General features: G+C 67.7%; 9 protein-coding genes. 3 read left to right on the top strand and 6 right to left on the bottom strand.

The genetic code is table 11. The features are described from left to right. Nucleotides 1-84: 84 nt before the first annotated feature. Nucleotides 85-7815 (bottom strand): DUF2298 domain-containing protein, encoded by a 7731-nt coding sequence (locus NZU74_07680; GenBank protein ID MCS6881199.1) that lies wholly within the window; start codon nt 7813-7815, stop codon nt 85-87. 302 nt (nt 7816-8117) lie between these two features. Here NZU74_07680 and NZU74_07675 point away from each other — a divergent pair, with 302 nt between their 5' ends. Together NZU74_07675 and NZU74_07670 are read left to right on the top strand one after the other, a co-directional pair. After that, on the top strand, nt 8118-8747 hold the full coding sequence (locus NZU74_07675; GenBank protein MCS6881198.1) for a winged helix-turn-helix transcriptional regulator: 630 nt from the start codon (nt 8118-8120) through the stop codon (nt 8745-8747). 145 nt (nt 8748-8892) lie between these two features. Next, entirely contained in the window at nt 8893-9507 is a 615-nt protein-coding gene (locus tag NZU74_07670; protein MCS6881197.1) for a superoxide dismutase, read from the top strand. 63 nt (nt 9508-9570) lie between these two features. On the opposite strand, the gene NZU74_07665 is transcribed toward NZU74_07670, so the two are convergent. The 5 genes from NZU74_07665 to NZU74_07645 all read right to left on the bottom strand — a co-directional run bounded on the left by NZU74_07665 (nt 9571) and on the right by NZU74_07645 (nt 16282). Beyond that, nucleotides 9571-10515, bottom strand: a complete 945-nt coding sequence (locus tag NZU74_07665; protein ID MCS6881196.1) for an ABC transporter permease — start codon at nt 10513-10515, stop codon at nt 9571-9573. 375 nt (nt 10516-10890) lie between these two features. Next, nucleotides 10891-12972 carry an ABC transporter ATP-binding protein gene (locus tag NZU74_07660; GenBank protein MCS6881195.1) on the bottom strand — a complete coding sequence of 694 codons (2082 nt, stop codon included), beginning with the start codon at nt 12970-12972 and terminating at the stop codon, nt 10891-10893. A gap of 32 nt (nt 12973-13004) precedes the next feature. After that, complete coding sequence (locus NZU74_07655) at nt 13005-13898, bottom strand: ABC transporter permease (GenBank protein ID MCS6881194.1); 894 nt, start codon at nt 13896-13898, stop codon at nt 13005-13007. Nucleotides 13899-14002: 104 nt separating this feature from the next. Then, nucleotides 14003-15658 carry an ABC transporter substrate-binding protein gene (locus tag NZU74_07650; GenBank protein MCS6881193.1) on the bottom strand — a complete coding sequence of 552 codons (1656 nt, stop codon included), beginning with the start codon at nt 15656-15658 and terminating at the stop codon, nt 14003-14005. 132 nt (nt 15659-15790) lie between these two features. Beyond that, on the bottom strand, nt 15791-16282 hold the full coding sequence (locus NZU74_07645) for a DUF427 domain-containing protein (GenBank protein ID MCS6881192.1): 492 nt from the start codon (nt 16280-16282) through the stop codon (nt 15791-15793). 466 nt (nt 16283-16748) lie between these two features. On the opposite strand from NZU74_07645, the gene recA reads away from it, so the two are divergent. Next, nucleotides 16749-17804 (top strand): recombinase RecA, encoded by a 1056-nt coding sequence (gene recA, locus NZU74_07640; protein MCS6881191.1) that lies wholly within the window; start codon nt 16749-16751, stop codon nt 17802-17804. The last annotated feature ends 94 nt before the right edge of the window (nt 17805-17898 follow it).

Below are 17898 nucleotides of genomic sequence, written 5' to 3'. Positions count from 1 at the left end.
GTAGCCCTCCCGGACCCTCCCATCGGGCGGGGGTGCGGGGAAACCTGGTTTCCCCACTCTCCTGCAACCGGCCATCATTTGAGCCTACAAATCACCAAGCAACCGCCGCGCCTCTTCGGCCCAGGGGCCATCAGGGGCCAGGGCCAGGTAGATCTCCAGTTCGGCCCGCGCCCGCTCGCGGTCGCCCTGCCGGGCGAAGAGCTTGCCGAGGCTGAAGTAGGCGTCGGGGGCGGAAGGGTCGGCGACCACCGCCTGGCTCAGGGCGATCTCGGCTTTATCGAGGCGACCCCAGGCCAGCAGCGCGCTGCCGAGTTTGTGCCAGTTCGCGGCGCTCGGCTCGGCGCGGGCAGCCATCAGGTAGGCCTCCTCGGCCTCATCGTAGCGTCCCGCCTCGGCCAGGATGTCGCCCCAGAGATGCATCACGCCGATGTCGCGGGGGTTGGCCCGCGCGGCCCGCTCCAGAATCCGCGCCGCCTCGTCCAGTCGGCCTTGCTCCCGGTAACGCACAGCCACGCCAAAGGCCAGCGGCCCGTCGGTGGGGTTCGCCGCCAGAGCGGTCTCCAACTCTTCCAGTTCGGCAGAGGGCGGCTCCGTCAATCGTGTGGTTGCACTGCCTTCCGCCAGAGGTCGCCAGGCGTAGCCCGGAGGTACGCCCGTCACCCGGTAGATGCGTGTCTGCCGCGCATCGTACACCGTCTCCAGGTACGTGCCGCGCATCTGCTCGAACTTGGCCAGGCCCGCCGCGGGGTAGAAGGCGCGTTCGACTCCGCCGACGTAGATGTAGTCCACCCGGTAGCGCGCCAGAAAGCGCAGCGCCGTTTCCACATCGGGGGTGCGGAAAAACGTGTCCAGCTCGCGCTCGCGCCGGGCCGCGACCGCCGGGTCGCGCTGTTCGTTGACGTGGAGCGCGCTAATCACCGTGGGCAGGCCGGTGTTGGCAGCCACGCGGATGCCATAGGCCCGGTAGAAGAACAGGCTCGATTGCACGACCACCGGCGTGCCTTCAATCTCCCGGTTCAACCATGCGATCGCCGGCCCGTCACCGGAGAGATCCACCTCCACCTGCGTCACGCCCGGCTCACATCCGCCATACGCCAGGCAATCGTAGGTAAAGCGCGCCTGGTCAAGAAAGGCCAGACCATCGAGCGTCGGCCCGGTTCGCACCGGCATGCGCGTATCGAGGCGACTCGGCACGCCGGCAAGCGGGTAGATTGCGGCAAGGGTCGCCAGCACCCCCAGACCGGCCAGCGTGACCGCCGCGCCTGCCCACCCCCACACCCGCCGCACGCCCCGTAGCAGCAGCGGCAGGCTGGCTGCCGCGGCGATCGCCAGCAACACCCAGACCTGCAACCCGAACTTGAAGACCGTGTTCATCCGGTACCAGTCGCCCCCGTCCAGGTGGTCGCGGATGTAGACCAGCTCAATCCCCAGCGAGACTGCCAGGGCCACCCAGAGCAGGAGCAACCCGTACCAGACGGGGGTGCTGATGGCCCGCCGTAGCAGCACCGTCGCTCCCAGCATCAGCAGCGCGACCAGAGCCAGCCGCAGCCCCACCGTGGGCAACACGGCCCCCAACAGCAGCAAGCCGGCGACCACCCCTACCGGCAACCAGGCCCCCGCGCCGGGCGCCAGGGCCACGGTCGCTCCCAGGGCGACCGGGGAACGCCCGCGAGCGCTCCGGGACGGGGCGAAGACGCGCCGGGCCGCGCCGAGCAGGGCGGGCAGCAGCACCGCCACGAACAGGCCGTAGATCACCAGGTAGTCCCGCGGCGTCGTCCCATCGGCCAGCGGCACCAGACCGATACCGTCCACCGGCGCCCAGTAGTGGTCGAAGAACGGCGCGAAGAGCGCCAGACCGCCGATGACCACTGCCACCGCCGCCACCCCCGCCCGGACCAGACGGCGCCATGGCACGCCCGCGGCCCGCGGGCCGGGCGCGCGCCAGGCTGCTCCCAGCAGCGCCAGACCCGCCACCAGGGCGCAGGTCGGCACGTCCCACGAGTTGGTCACCGCCAGGGTTCCCAGCGTCAACCCCAACATGAGCAGGGGCGCGTAGCCCTGCGGCAGCGCCCGGGCTTCCGTTTCGGGTGCCGGCGCCCTTCCCTCCGCCAGCCGGCACCCCAGCGCCAGCGCCAGCAGCGTGATCGGCAGGGCGATGGTATGCGGGTGCAGGTCGGCGTAGAGGAAGGCGAAGGCGGGGAACTCGTTGATGGTATAGGGGATCACCCGGCTCGGCCCGACGAACCAGTCGCCGAGCCTGGCCCCGAAGCCGGCCAGCCCGCCCTGCCGCAGCGCCTCGGCGACGGCGGGAAAGCCTCGCGACCAGCCCACGGCGAAGAAGCCGGCCAGGTTCCCCGCCACGCCCACCAGCGCCGCCGCGAGCGCGCCGTAGCGCGCCCGTCCGGTCAACTGGCTGACCAGAGCGAAGGCCGTCGCCAGGGTGAGACCGGCGATCGTCGCCAGGGCCAGGTTGAAGCCCATCGCCGCGGGGAGGCCCGCCATCCGCACCGGCAGGGCGACGAGAAAATAGCCGTAGTAGTAGTAGTTGATGTAGCCGCCGCTGAAGAACGGGTCGTAGGGCGGCAGCGCCGGGCTGCGGAGAACGGCGTTGAGGAAGCCAAGCTCCATGGGCTTCTCCCCGCCCCAGATCGGGTGCCATAGGTCGGGGTTCAGGGCGCGAATCAGGGCCAGGCCGGTGAAGCCGACCAGGAACACGCCCTCGCTCCACAGCACAGCCACCCGCCGCGCCCACAGCGCCCGTCCCACGTCGGTCAACCCGTGCCCGACGCGCGCCAGGGCGCCCTCCTTCGCTCCTCGTCCCATCCACCAGAGCAGCGCCAGGTTCAGCAGCAGTATCAGGGCCAGGCCCAGGGGCAACCCCGCGCCATTATGGCGCCAGAGGCCCAGACTGGCCGGCAACCAGACCGCGTAGCCCGCCAGCAGCCACCCGGCCAGCTTCGCCCAGGTCCACCCGGCATCGCGCCAGCCGCCGAAGACGGCATAGGCAGCCGGCAATCCCAGCAGGGCCAGGGCGTACAGCGCAGCGAGCCAGGCCAGGGTCGCCAGCCAGGAGTTCTCTGCCGCCAGGCGGTTCCAGGCCGCCGGAGCCACGGCAGGCAACTCGTTGACCGGCGTCCTGAGCATCAGCAGCGGGGGCGTATCACCAGCGGGCGGGGTCACGTCAAGGTCGCTGGTGAGCATCCGCGGGGTCGCCGGCACGGCGACCCGGTAGATGGTCGTGCGCCCCTGGGTGAAGACCCGCTCCAGATCACCCCGCGCGGCCAACTGCTCGAACTTGGCCAGGCCAGCCGGGTCGTAACTGGCCCGTTCCACACCGCCGACGTAGACGTACTCTACGCCGTAGCGCCGCAGCAGGGCCAGCGCCTCGTCGGGGTCGGCGCCAGCGTAGATCCGTTGCACGGCCTGCTGGCGCGCGGCGATCACCGGTCCCGCGCCCACGGCGTTGCGCTGCTGCACCTGGTGCCACTCCCAGCCCAGGAGGGTGGGCAGGCCCGTGTGCGCCGCGACGCGCCCGGCCCACTGGTAGGAGGGCTGGTGCGCTTCGAGGATCACTGGCGTGCCGGAGACATTGCGCCGCAACCAGGCGATCGCCGCAGCATCTTCATCTACCGAAAAGGCCTCTCCGTAACGTTCCGCGGACACCGCGGCCATGAATGCCGCCCCATCGAGCGTGCGCGGCGCGTCGGGCGCCCAGCGGTCGGCGGCGCGCGCCGGGGTCGCGGTGAGGGGGTAGACCAGCGCTGCGACGGCCAGCAGCACCATTCCGCCGCGCGTGATCAGGCGCGGTACGACGCCCGGCGCCGCCCACAGGCGTGGGAGCAGCGCCGCAGTCCCCAGGGCGAAGAGCATCCAGGCGTGCAGCCCGAACTTGAACACCGTGTTCATGCGCCCGATGTCGCCCCTGACCGTCACCACCTCCACCAGCGCCAGCAGGCCCAGACCCCCGGCCAGCCAGAGGCCCGGAACCAGCAACGCCAGCGGGGCGCGTCGCAGGCGCCACAGCAGCCAGAGCGCTGCGCCGAGCAGCGGGATCAGCAGCGCCAGGGCCGGCCAGTGTAGCGCCAGACCGATCACCGCGATGCCCACAGCGATGGCCGCCGCGCCCGCCGCGACCTTTGGCCTGGCGAGGCGCTGGAGCAGGAGCGCCCCCGCGGTGGCCGCGGCGAAGAGCCAGTGACCGTACAGCAGGAACGCCTCGCGCAGCGTCGTCCGCGACGCGCCGAGGACCTGACCGAGCAGTGTAGGAGCCATGCTCTCGCGCCAGAGTTCCACTCCTGAGGACTCGGTGGCGAAGTTGGCGACAAAGGGGGCGAAGAACAGATTACCGCTGATTGCCATCAGCAGCGGCGGCCCGGCGATCCACAGCAGTGATCGGGCCACCCCCTGCCCGCGGCTGGCCCGCCAGCCCGCCACGGCCAGCAGCAGGGCGGCCAGGCCGACGAAGGTGGGGTAATCCCACGTATTGGTCGCACGGATGGCTCCCGCCAGGAGGCCCATCGCCAGAGCGCAGGCCACGGCGCGACCCGCCTGGCGCGGCACGTCGCGCGCATAGGCCACGGCCAGCCCCAGCAGGGCCAGGCTGAGCGGCATGACCAGCATATGGGCGTGCAGATCGCCAAAAAGGAAGGTGAAGAAGGGAAACTCGTTCACCGTTCCCGGCACGATCCGCGTCGCGTCCCAGTAGGCCCACTCGGGACGGCCCTTCGCCGCCTGCTCGGCAGCATAACCGTTGAGGAACCAGACGGCCTGGGCCAGGTTGCCCAGGATCAGCCCCAGCGCCGGCGCCAGTCCCGCGGCTGCAAGCGCCCGCTGCTCCCCGGCTGCATCGCCCCGCCCGCCGAGGAGGTTGTAGACCGCGCCCCAGGACCCCAGCGCGGTGAGGCCGAGCACGGTGGCGACGGCCAGGTTGTAGGCCACCCCCGGCGCCGCGCCGCTGAGATGGGTCAACGCGCCGACAAGCACGAAGCCGAAGTAGTAGTAGTTGATGAACCCGCCTGCGTGCCAGGGATCGTAGGGCGGGAAGGCGGCGCTGCGCAGCACGGCGTTGAAATAGGCGAAGTCCATGGGCTTCTCGCCACCGCGGGCCGGGTGCCACAGATCCGGGTTGAGCAGGCGCAATAGTATGCCCAGCAGGAAGAAGGCTAGAAACACTGCCTCGGCGCCCAGCAGGGCCGCGCGGCGCGCCCGCCCGAAGGCCCGCAACTCGGCCCGTTGGCGCCAGGCCGCCGCCGCGCCCACCAGCACCAGCGGGGCGGCGCACAGCCAGAGCGTCGCCGGAGCGAAGGGCAGCGGGAACGGCCCCCGGCCCACCGCGCCAGCGTTGCCGCGCCCGGGAATGCCTGGTCCGTTGCCCAGACTGCCGGCAAGCCAGGCCAGGTAGGCCACGAGCAGCAGGCCGAGGATCTTCGCCAGGCTGAAGCCCCGGTCGGGCAGGCGCGGCAGGAGGGGGAACAGCAGGGCGAAGGTCGCCAGAGCCAGCGCCTCCAGCGCCAGCAGCCAGGTCAACGGCGCGAGCGGCTGCGGCAGGTCGTCGAGCACCCAGGCCCCGCCGGCGGCATAGCGGCGCCACTGGCCGTCGGTCAGGCGCAGCGCTGCCGGGTTGCGGTCGGCGATCAGCACCGGGGATTTGTACACCTCCTCCCACAGCACGTCGCCGGTGATCAGCGCCTCGGCCCGCTCGCGGGAGTAGGCCGCGGTCTTCTCGAAGATCAGCACCCGGGGATGGTCGTAGACGTGGAAAGCCTCTTCGGCCACTTGGTCGGGGATCTCAATCCCCAGAATGTGCGGGTACGAGGTGATCTCCGCCGCCAGCCGGAAGCCCAGTTCACCGCTGAACAGGGCGTGGTAGTAGCGCATCAGCGCCGGGTAGCGCATGCGCAGCCGCGAGGCGCTGTCGTAGATGCGGTTGCTGGTGAGGGTGATGTAATCGGCGCGGTCGAGCTGGTCGAGCAGCCCTTCTTCGTAGCCGCCGCTCAGCCCCATGCCGCCGACGTACTTGCGCGGCTCATCCTCCGCATACGGCGCCGACTGGAGGCCCTGGAAGGTCAGGCCCCAGGCGGCATCGGCGGCCTGTAAGGGCAGCGGGTCATCCCAGACTTCTGACATGACGAACGCGCCGGGCGGCGCGTTATCGGCCAGCCAGCGGGCGGCCATCACCCGCGAGTGGGGCTGGACGTAGATCCGTGAGAAGGCGTAGGCCCAGGCCAGCGTCGCCAGCGCCACCAGCGGCAGCGCCCACCGCCCGCCGCGGATCGCCAGCGCCCGCCAGCCCGGCGGCGCCGGCTGACGCGCCAGGTCGGCCAGGCGCACGAGCCCCCAGGCCCCGAACACGGTCAGCGCGCCGTAGATCGGCAGCAGGTAGCGCAGGGTGATCGCGAACTGCCCCCCCTGCCAGCCGAAGTAGAAGCCGATCCATGCCAGCAGCACCCAGGCCGGGCTGAGCTGCGGAGGGGCCGGCTGCGGCCACAGCGCCTGGCGCATCCCTCGGAGGGCAAAGGCCGCCGCGCCCCCCCAGGCTGCCAGCCCCAGCGCCGGACCCATACCCCAGAGCACCATATTCACCCAGGGAAACAGGTAGGGAGTGCGCCCGACCCACTGCTGCGAAGGCGGATAATCCAGTTCCCCGCTTACTAGCGCCCGCACCGCGCTGATATTGCTGACAAAGCGCGGCTCGGGCCGGATGTCGAGAAAACCGGCCCCCTGGAGCCAGCCCGCCGCCTGCGGCCGGCCCTCGACGACAAGCGCTGGCGACGTGGGCGTCGAGCCGGTGAACGCATCGGGCGCGAGGGTGCGGAAACTGAGCAATGTCAGCGTGCCGGCCAGGATCAGCAGCGGCAACTCGCGACTCACAAATCGTTCCCAGGCCAATGTGGCGACCGGCGCGCCTTCCTCGCGGCTGGCGCCCTGCGCATGGCGCCATGCCGACACTGCTGCCGCGGCAATCGCCGCCAACCCCAGCGTCGCCAGCGTGATCCGGTTCGCCATTGCTGCGCCAATGGCGAGACCGAGCGCCACATAACTCAACCAGCCGCCGCCCTGGGCCGCCCGCACGGCCCAGTACAGGCTGAGCAGACAGAAGAAGGTAGAAAAGATGGGATCAACGAAGAAATGGGACTGCTGGATATGCATCACGGTCAGCGCCGTGAGCAGCGCGGCCAGCAACCCGATGCGCCGGCCAAACAGCCGCCGCCCAATCAGATACACCAGGACAATCGAGCCAAGATCGAACAGCACCGCCAGCCCGCGCCCGACCTTCTGGATCTGGCCGTATGCGGTCAGATCGCGACCCTCGGGGTTGAGCAGCGGTATCAGCAGGCTGGCGCGGGGAAAGGCGCGCTCAGGATTCGCCACCGGCGGACCATAGTCAGTGCGTTGCTCGCCCGGATACATCGGGTCGGCGCCCACCCGCGGCGGCCCGTTGATCCGCGGCGTCTGCGCCGGCAGCGCCTCCGCAGGCGTGAGCATTACCGCCGCTACTCTGGTGACGATGATCGGAAAAGGCCCGTAGACGTATAGCGGAGAGCTGTCGTAGTTGCGCGGATTGAGCGGAGAACGCGACGAGTCGTACAACTCGCCCAGGCTGCCGGGAAGCCGCACCGTCGAGGCGACAACGGAAAAAAAGCGCTCGTCGGGGTGCTGGCCGGTGTCGCTGTCCCAATCGGTCAGGCTGAGGGTGCGGAAATACGCCCCGAGCAAGAGGATGATCGCCAGCAGCATGCGCGACGCCCAGACCGAACGCAACGATGCTGGCAAGATGCTACGGCGCGAAGCTACGCGAGGCTGTTCGATATTCACACTGGCCGCCTGTGATGCGGCGCGCCGTCACGCGCCACCCGACACAAAATGAGGGCCCGCGCCCCCGCTGCATTATACAGAATCGCTCCGCGAAGGGGCAAGGCGAGCACCATGTTTAGACTCGCCGCAGAGTTCGCAGAGGAGACCAGAGGCTGGCTTTTTACAACCTTTCTGCGCCCTTTGCGATGAATACGTATGCGGTAAACGCGAATGCTCTCAAGGCGGGGTCGCCTTGACACTCGAAAAAAATGCGTGTTATACTCCCTATGCTTTTAATAGCGCAGACTGATAAAACCATGGTCATGACAGAACGCAGAGAGCAGGGAGCGACCCGCCAGAACATCCTGAACCTCCTCCGCCGCCATGGCGAAATGACGGCGCAGGAAATCAGTGATGCGCTTGGCATTGGCGCGGTAGGGGTGCGCCAGCACCTGGCCCTGCTCGAGCGTGACGGTCAGGTTCAGGTGGTCGGAGTACGGCGCAACATCGGGCGCCCTTCCCATCTCTACGCCCTTACCGCCGAGGCCGAGGCCTGTTTTCCCAAAGGCTACGACCGCCTGGCCCTTGACCTGGTAACCTGCCTGGATGACATTGGCGGTTCCGCGGCGATTGAGCAGGTCCTTTCTCGCCGCCGCGAGGCGCTGGCACAGGAATTCCGGCCCCATCTGGACGGCAAGGACCGCGCTGCCCGGGTGGCGGCCCTGGCCGAACTCCTGGCCGAGCAGGGATACATGTGCGAGTGGGAACAGCACGAGGATGGCTCGTTTACCCTCACCGAGTATAACTGTCCGGTTGACTGCGTCGCGCGTCGCCACCCGCAGTTCTGCGCCCAGGAATTACGGCTCTACGAAGACTTGCTTGGAACGCCGATCGCCCGCGACGGCACTATCGCCACTGGCGCGCGCTGCTGCCGGTACCACGTTCCCGCCTGACATCTGGTTCGTTTAGAACCGGCCTCGCCGCCGAGACCCGCAGGAAAAGGAGGGAGGGGCGCTGGCGTAGAGACGGCCCGGCGGTCAGTCTCTGCGCTGGCCTCCCGTTTCATGTCACGCGCTGTAGCGAAAGAGGAGGTCTCCGATGCCGTTCGAACTCCCGCCGCTTCCGTATGCGTACAACGCCCTCGAGCCTCATATTGACGAGGCGACCATGCATTACCACCACGACAACCACCATCAGACCTACGTTAACAATCTGAATAACGCTATCGCCAAACATCTGGAACTGAAGGATAAGAGCCTGGAGGAACTGCTCCGCAACCTCGACGCCGTTCCCGAGGACATCCGTATGGCCGTGCGCAACAACGGCGGCGGTCACTGGAACCATACCTTCTTCTGGGAAATCATGACTCCCGGCGGCGGCGGTGAACCGACCGGCTCTCTGGCTGCCGCCATTATCAGCGATTTTGGCAGCTTTTCCGCTTTCCAGGAGCAGTTCAAGGCAGCCGCCCTGGGCCGCTTCGGTTCCGGCTGGGCCTGGCTCATCGCCGATAAGAACGGCGCGCTGAGCATCATGAGCACGCCCAACCAGGATAACCCCCTCATGGAGGGCAAAACCGCCATCCTCGGCGTGGACGTCTGGGAACACGCCTACTACCTGAAGTACCAGTACCGCCGCGCCGCCTATATTGACGCCTGGTGGAACACCGTCAACTGGAACAAGGTGGCCGAACTCTACGCCGCCGCCAAAGCGTAACCGCGACGGCCTTCACGGAAGGATCTGGGAGGGCATAGCCCTCCCAGAGATTTTCACCTCCCTCTATCCCAACCGGATCCGTGGATTCAAAAAGGCATAGATCACATCCGCGGCCAGGTTCGCAAGCGCGAAGATCAGCACCGTGATCATGCTCACAGCCTGCAACAAGGGCAGATCGCGCCGATCAATGGCAAAAGTTAGCAGGCGACCCAGGCCGGGGTAGTTGAAGACATTCTCGACCACGATCAGGCCGCTGATCAGCCATCCCAGGCTGATCGCCACCACCGTGACGGTCGGCAACAGGGCATTGCGTAAGACGTGGCGCACGATCACCACCCGTTGCGGCAGGCCCTTCAACGCCGCCGTGCGCACGTAATCCTGCCGCAGCTCCTCGATCACTCCGGCCCGCGTCAGACGAATGATGTAGGCCAGCAGCACCAGCGTCGCCGTGAGCGCTGGCAGGATCAACTGCGGCAGTGCGGCCAGAAAGCCGCTGCCCGGAGCAATCGAAGAGTTCGCCGGCAACCAGCGCAGGCGGAAGGCGAACAGGTCAATCAGCACCAGCCCGGTGACAAACTCGGGCAACCCGACCACCGCCAGCGCGCCGATGCTGATCGCCTGGTCCGCCAGGCGATCCTCGCGCAACCCGGCGATCACCCCCAGAGCCACCGCCAGCGGCACAGCGATCACCAGCGTGAAACCGGCCAGCATCAGCGAGTTGCCCAGCCGTTCCAGCACCACCTCGCGGATCGGCAGGCGCGTGCTGTAGGAACGTCCCCAGTCGCCGCGCACAAAGTCGCCCAGCCAGTCAAGGTACTGCACCACCGCCGGCCGATTGAGCCCCAGTTCCTCGCGCAGCGCCTCCAGGGCCTGCTCGCTCGCCTCGCGCCCCAGGATCACCCGGGCCACGTCACCCGGAAGCAGCCGGGTGATCACGAAGATCAGCGCCGAGGTGAACAGCAACGTTAGCGCCAGAAAGCCCAGACGACGCAAGATATAGCGTGTCATTGACGAGCCGCCCCCTCCCCGATCTTGCCCCGCCGGGGTAGAGAACCAGGCCCTTCCCCCCCGGGGGAGGCTGGGAGGGAGGCAAACGCGGCGAATGGCAAGGTTCCTGCGAACTGTGCGTCACCGTACAACCTGGCCATCAGCGAGGCCCCGATATGAAAATAGGCCCTGGCACGGGCGTTCGAAAGCGCTATAGCCACGTATGCATCGCGACGTTGTGCGCCCTGCCCATGTGCATCGTACACCAATTCCTGTTGAAGAGAGCGCTGGCGCATCATCGCCACACCTCACCGCAATGCCACCCACGGCAATCCAAAATCTAGAATCCAAAACCGCGATGCCGCCCACGATAATCCAAAATCCAAAATCCCAAATCTAAAATCCAAAATAACCCTCCTCTTCCCTCGATCTCTGCAACCTGCCGAGCTCCTCGAGGGGGATATGGCACCTGATGCGATGGCCGTCGCCGGCATCGCGCCAGGGCGGTTCTTCCTGGGCGCAGATCGGCCCGAGCAAGCGATGGCAACGAGTGTGGAAGCGACATCCTGAGGGCATAGCCGTAGGCGCAGGGATGTCGCCCTCCAGGGCGATCGGCGCGCGCGGCGGGTCGGGTGGCAGGGCAGGCAGCGCCGAGAGCAGAACCTCGGTGTAGGGGTGCATCGGCGGCCGGAGCACGGCTTCCACCGGCCCCTCTTCCAGCACCTGCCCCAGATAGACCACCGCCACGTCGTCGGCCAGGTAGCTCACCACCCCCAGGTCATGGGTGATGAAGAGGTAAGTCGTGCCGTTGCGACGCCGCAACTCGCTCAGCAGGTTGAGCACCGCCGCCTGCACCGAGACGTCAAGCGCCGAAACTGATTCATCGAGCAACACCAGGTCAGGCTCGGCGGCAAAGGCGCGGGCAATCGCCACGCGCTGCCGTTCGCCGCCGCTCAACTGCGCCGGGTACCGCGCGGCGTAACCGGGGTCGAGCTTCACCGCGTCGAGCAGCCGGGCCACGCGCCGATCGGCCTCGGCCCGCGTGAGGCCCCCCAGCCGCATCAACGGGCGCCGTAGCGTCTCACCGACCGTCAGATAGGGATTCAACGCCTCCTGCGGGTTCTGAAAGACCATCTGGATGCGCCGCAACACCGCCGGGGCGCGCTGCTCCAGACCAGGCGCCAGGGGCACGTCCACCAGGCTGATCTCGCCACCGGTGCGCTCCTCCAACCCCACCACGCAGCGGGCCAGGGTCGTCTTGCCACTTCCGCTCTCGCCGACTACCCCAAGGGTGCGCCCGCGGCCTAACTGTAGATCAACCCCGTCCACCGCCCGCACCGCCCGCGGCGGGCGACGCGCCAGCCGGTCGGCCAGGCTGCGCCGCAGCCGAAACTGTTTCTCGACCCCCCGGAGGGAGAGAACCGGCTCAGCAGCGGCGCGAGATGTTTCGGATAGGGGCATGGCGTCAGCTTCCTCGGCGCCGGCCAGCGCCCCGCGCTCCACCTCATGCCAGCGGAAGCAACGCACCTGACGATCTGGCGCGGGCGCTTCCAGGGGCGGGCGCTCGGCGCGGCAGCGATCCAGCGCCAGCGGGCAGCGGGGGTGAAACACACACCCGCGGGGCAGATTATCGAGGCGCGGGATGGCGCCGGGGATGGGGCGCAGCGGGCGCAGCGTATGGCGCATACCTGGACGGGGCAGGCTGCCGATCAGCCCGGCGGTGTAGGGATGCAGCGGCGCGGCGAACAGCGCCGCCGTGGGCGCCACCTCGACCAGTTCGCCTGCATAGAGTACGGCCACCCGGTTGCACATGCGCGCCACAATGCCCAGGTTATGCGAAATGAATAACGTCGCCCGTTCCCTCGACCTGTTCGTGAGGTCGGCCAGCAAAGCGAGAATAGCAGCCTCGGTGGTCACGTCCAGGCTGGTAGTCGGCTCATCAAGAATGAGCAGGGCCGGATCGCCGTGCAGCGCCATAGCGATCAGCGCGCGCTGCTGCATGCCGCCGCTCAGCTCGTGGGGGTAGCCCCGCGCCACCCGCTCCGGATCGGCCAGACGCACGAGGCGCAGCAGGTCCAGAGCCTGCCGGCGCGCCTCGGCGGGCGTGATCGGCCTCGGCGCGCTCTGGAGGATGGCCTCGGCCACCTGATCTCCGACGCGCAGCGAAGGATTGAGCGCCGCCAGAGGGTTCTGCGGCACCAGGCGCACATCGCGCGCCCAGACGGCCCGCAGCGCGTCCGGCGACAGCGCGCCCAGATCAATGCCCCGAAGACGCACCGTGCCCCCGCGGATCGCCCCGCCGGCGCCGAGAAAGCGCAGCGCCGCCAGCGCCAGGGTGCTCTTGCCGCTGCCGCTCTCCCCGACTACCCCCAGGCGCTCTCCGGGGGCCACTCGCAGGGTCACGTCGCGCACCGCGTCGCGCCATCCCTCCGCGCCGCGGTACCCGACGGTCAGATTGTCAATCTCCAGGATGGACACGCCTGGCACCGTTTCCAAAGGGTCGGCCCTGCTCACCCTCCGCCGGGCTGCAACGCCCGCCGCAACCCATCGGCGAGCAGGTTGACCCCGATGACCAGCAGGGCAATGGCCCCGGCGGGAAAGTACAGCGACCAGGGGGCCAGGGCCGCATCGTTGCGCGCCTCCAGCACCATCAGGCCCCAATCGGGGGCCGGCGGCTGCACACCTACTCCCAGGAACCCTAGCGAAGCCACCAGGAAGATCGCGTAGGAGAAGCGCAGCGCCGCCTCCACCGTCAGGGCCGGCAGCACCGAAGGTAGGATCTCGCGCCCCAGGATGTAGCTCAGCGTCTCGCCGCGCATGCGCGCCGCCTCGATGAACCCGCGCGGCTTGACCGCCAGCACTACGCTCCGCACTACCCGCGCCACAATCGGCGTATACACCAGCACAATCACCAGCAGCACACTCTGCCGCGAGGGGCCGACCGTGCCCAGCAGCACCAGCGCCAGCAGCAGGGCAGGGATGGCCAGCAACCCGTCGAAGGAGCGGAAGGTGACCTCCTCGACCCAGCCGCCGCGATAGGCGGCAACCAGCCCCACCACCGTTCCCAGCGCCACCGCTGCCAGCGTGCCGGCGCCCGCCAGAGCGAAGATGTCGCGCGTGCCCAGCACCACCCGGCTGAAGACATCGCGGCCCAGCCGGTCGGTGCCGAAGAAGTGCTCGCGCGACGGGGGCAACCAGCGCGCGCCGGGAAGCTGGTCGGTGGCGCGGTACGGAGCAATCAGCGGGCCAAACAGGGCCAGCGCCACGAAGAGCAAGACAATCGTCGCCCCGAGCGCCGACGTCGGGCGCCCCCAGATCGCCCGCAGCGCCCCGCGCCACGCGCCAGGCGCGCCGCTGATCGCCGCTCTGTCGCCAATGCCGCGTTCAACCGTGTCAAGGGCCATGGTTCTCTGTGGAGGTGTGGAGGTGTGGAACTGTAGAGGTGTAATCTCACCTCCACACCTCCACGCCTTCACACCTCCACACCTCCACACCTCCACACCCTCCCCTACCCCGCGGCGCGGATCGCCGCCAGATCGGTGCGGCCGGGGAACGGCCGCAGCTCGAAACCCTCGAAGCCGTTGCGAATGGCGCCCAGGGCCGCGAAGAAATAGGGAACGATGATCGGGCCGCGCTCGATCAGAATGCGCTGGATCTCCCGGTAGGCCGCGACCCGCTCCGCCTCGTCGAGGGTCGAGCCGGCTTTAGCTGCCAGCGCGTCGAACTCGGCATCGGAGAAGCGGCTCTCGTTCCACTTCGCTCCGGTCACCAGCATCACATCCAGATAGAACTGCGGCACGGGCCGCGAGCCCCAGCCGGTGATGCCCAGATCGACCTCCAGCCAGCCATTCTCGCCGTAATACACACTCTCCGGCTCGACGATCACGTTCACGTCAATTCCCGCCTCGGCCCACTGCTCCTTCAGCACCACGGCCAGGTCGGGCCGGTCGCCCGAGTCGGGCACGTGCAGGTCGAGCTTCAGCCCGTTAGCATAGCCGGCCTGAGCGAGCAGGTCACGGGCGCGGGCAGGATCGCGGGGCGGGATGGGCGTCTCCTCGCTATAGTACGCCGCGAAGAGCGGGCCAATGGGGCTATCGCGACCCACGGCGCCCAGACCGAGCGTCACCGTCTCGAAGATCGCCTGGCGGTCGGTGGCCAGCTTCAGCGCCTGGATCACCTCGAGCTTATTGCCCGGCTCGCGGTCGGAGCGCAGGCGCACCAGGTCGAAGCCATTGGTCGGCACCTGCACCGCCGTCAGGCCCGGCTCGCGCCGCAACGTCTCGAAGAGCGGCGTCGGCATACGCATGGCAATGTCCACCTGCCCGCCGCGCAGCGCGTCAACCGCGGCAGCCTGGTCGGCGAAGAAGATCAACTCCAGATTGGCCACGCCGGGTTTGCCGGAAACGAAGTAGTTCTCGTTGGCCGCCAGGGTCATGCGATTCTCTGGCCGGTACTCCACCATCTTGAAGGGGCCGGTGCCGTTGAAGGAGGTCGCCGCGTCGGCGGTTTCGGCTTTGAGCACCAGGGCGCGGTTATCACTGAGGTCGTAGAGGAAGAAAGGGTTGGGATCCGACAGGGTAAACACCACCGTGCCATCGCCGTCGGCCTCCACCGCGGCGACGCCGGCATAGAGATCGGCGGTGGGCAACTGCAACGACGGATCACGCAGGCGGTTGAAGGTCCAGACCACATCAGCAGCGGTAAGCGGGCTGCCATCGTGAAACGCCGCCCCCTCGACCAGGCGCAGGGTGTAGGTCAGGCCATCGTCGCTCACCTGCCATTCGCGGGCCAGGCGCGGAACAATCTCGTTGCGGGCGTTGATGTCCACCAGATAGTCATAGATCGAGTGGAGGATGAGGATCTCGGCATCGGAGGAAGCCAGGGCCGGATCGAGTTGGACGGGGATCTCGGTGGCGACACGCAGGGTAGCGGCGGCGCCGCCGGGCGCGGAAGTGGCGGGCGCGGCAGTTGCTGGCGCACCTCCCGGCGGCGCGGTCGCTGGCGGCGGGGTGGCGGCGGCGCCACAGGCGGCCAGGGCGGCCGCCCCGGCGGAGAGGCCCAGGGCGCTCATCAGCCGCATAAACTCGCGCCGGCTGAGCCGGCCGGCAAACACGTCACGGCGCGCCGCCTCAATGATACGGTCATCAGCATCGTGCACGGACATAGAGGTCTCCTCCGGAGGCTTGCAAGGAGCGACTCGCCGAAGATCAGGCGGAGAGGGAAGGGAACAACGAGGGAGAGTCGACTCAGGAGCGTGCAAACGGCGCTATGCGCGCCGAGAGAGCACGAGGCGCCCCTACCAGCCCCAGGCGCCGGGTTCGCCCTTGAACGGCCCAACGATATCTGAGGTGATCCAGCCCCCGTAGAAGCCGCCTGGCTGCGGCGTCACCAGTTCATCATCCACGTAGCAGGCATCCATCAGAGCCGGGTAAAACGCCACCGCGTCGCGAATGGCCTCGTAGCCGGGAGCAGGGTCGGGATAGCACCAGGCGGCGTTTTCAGCGCGGCGCCCGCCAGCGGTCAGCGTATAGTAGCGCGCCTGACCTTTGAACTCACAGAACGTTCGCCGCCCGGTCGGCGTCAGATACTCCATCTGAATATCGGCGGGCGGAATATAGTAGACAGGCGGATGGCTCGTTTCAAGCACCCGCAAACCACGGCGCGAATCGGCAATCAGCACTCCGCTGAAGACCACCCGCAGGCGGCGCGTGGTCGGCTCAACCCGCGGAGGGCGAGGATAGTCCCAGACCGACTCCTGACCGGGACCGGGTGGAATACGACGGGTCATTGGCAATTCACTTCCTGCTGGTAAAGAGGCAAAGGGTAAAGCGCTGGTGAACCAGGTCTAACGGAAATCCTTTCACATCAAGTCACTATACCACAGGACAGGACGCATGCCGCCTCCAGTTACGCGAAAATGCCGAATTCAATCAGTTCATATCTTCCGTGTACCTGCGCAACTCCGGGCAGGCGCAGACGGTATGAATGATGAACAGGGCGGGCGCAGAGTCTCCCGGGCTGGCCCCGGCCCCTGGATTGTTCGCTGGTTTTTGCGGCGTCGCCGCTCCAATCCCCTCGCTGGAGGCGGAATTGCCTCAGCCCTGTAAATGATGGCAGCCCTTGCAAGATGCGCACGTCTGTGCTACAATAGCACAGACGTGCCACATCGGTTGCGCTGAGAGGGCGCCATCCCCTATAATACGAGTAGTTTGAGGAGCACACCCGTGAGTACGAACAACGGAGGAGCGCCCGCGATGGCCATCTCGCCGGAGAAGGAGAAGGCCCTGGCCGCGGCAATCAGCCAGATCGACCGCAAGTTCGGCAAAGGCTCGATCATGAAAATGGGCGAGGCTGGCTCCCGACTGGCGATCGAGGTCATTCCTACCGGGTCCATCGCCCTCGATATCGCTCTTGGCGTCGGCGGGCTGCCGCGGGGCCGGGTGATCGAGATCTTCGGCCCGGAGAGCAGCGGCAAAACCACGCTGGCCCAGCACGTGATCGCCGAAGCTCAGAAGATGGGCGGGATTGGCGCCTTCATTGACGCCGAGCACGCCTTCGATCCGATCTATGCCGAACGCTGCGGGGTGCAGATCGCCGATCTGCTCGTCTCGCAGCCCGACACCGGCGAGCAGGCGCTGGAGATCTGCGAGACGCTGGTGCGTTCCAACGCGGTTGATGTGATTGTGATCGACTCGGTGGCGGCGCTGGTGCCGCGCGCCGAGATCGAAGGCGATATGGGCGACTCGCTGCCAGGGTTGCAGGCGCGCCTGATGAGCCAGGCCCTGCGTAAACTCTCCGGGGCGATCAATAAGAGTCGGACGTGCGTGATCTTTCTCAACCAGTTGCGCATGAAGATCGGGGTCATGTTCGGCTCCCCTGAAACAACCACGGGCGGCCAGGCGCTCAAGTTCTACGCCTCGGTGCGTCTCGACATTCGCCGCATCGAGACGCTCAAATCGGGCCAGGAGGCCATCGGCGCCCGCGCGCGGGTCAAGGTGATCAAAAACAAGGTGGCGCCCCCCTTCCGCCAGGCTGAGTTCGACATCCTCGCCAACGAGGGCATCTCCCGCGAGGGCAATATCCTCGATATGGCAGTGGAACTGGGCATCATCCGCAAGAGCGGGGCCTGGTTCTACCTCGGCGAGGATCGCCTCGGTCAGGGACGTGAGAATGTGCGCGAGTTCCTCAAGGAGAATAAAGAACTCGCCAACGAGATCGAGCAACTGATCAGGGAAAAAACCCAGACTAATCCCGTCGTCCTCCCCCTCAGCGCTCCCGACGACGACCCGACCGGTTTCTTCGACGAGTAGCTTTCCGCCGGCAAGGCAGGGTGAGGGCTAGCCTCCAGATTGTTCCTGCCCTGCCTGCAGGCTATGCGCTACAGAGATAACCCTCGCTCCGCCT

Source organism: Chloroflexaceae bacterium (assembly GCA_025057155.1).
Classification (GTDB): Bacteria; Chloroflexota; Chloroflexia; order Chloroflexales; family Chloroflexaceae; genus JACAEO01.
This window is presented reverse-complemented; position numbering and strand designations above follow the sequence as displayed.

Excerpts from the sequence above, each read along its gene's own strand:
- NZU74_07665 (MCS6881196.1), bottom strand. The coding sequence starts at position 10,515 with ATGACACGCTATATCTTGCGTCGTCTGGGCTTTCTGGCGCTAACGTTG.
- NZU74_07670 (MCS6881197.1), top strand. The coding sequence starts at position 8,893 with ATGCCGTTCGAACTCCCGCCGCTTCCGTATGCGTACAACGCCCTCGAG.
- NZU74_07650 (MCS6881193.1), bottom strand. The coding sequence starts at position 15,658 with ATGTCCGTGCACGATGCTGATGACCGTATCATTGAGGCGGCGCGCCGT.
- NZU74_07675 (MCS6881198.1), top strand. The coding sequence starts at position 8,118 with ATGACAGAACGCAGAGAGCAGGGAGCGACCCGCCAGAACATCCTGAAC.
- NZU74_07645 (MCS6881192.1), bottom strand. The coding sequence starts at position 16,282 with ATGACCCGTCGTATTCCACCCGGTCCCGGTCAGGAGTCGGTCTGGGAC.
- recA (MCS6881191.1), top strand. The coding sequence starts at position 16,749 with ATGGCCATCTCGCCGGAGAAGGAGAAGGCCCTGGCCGCGGCAATCAGC.
- NZU74_07655 (MCS6881194.1), bottom strand. The coding sequence starts at position 13,898 with ATGGCCCTTGACACGGTTGAACGCGGCATTGGCGACAGAGCGGCGATC.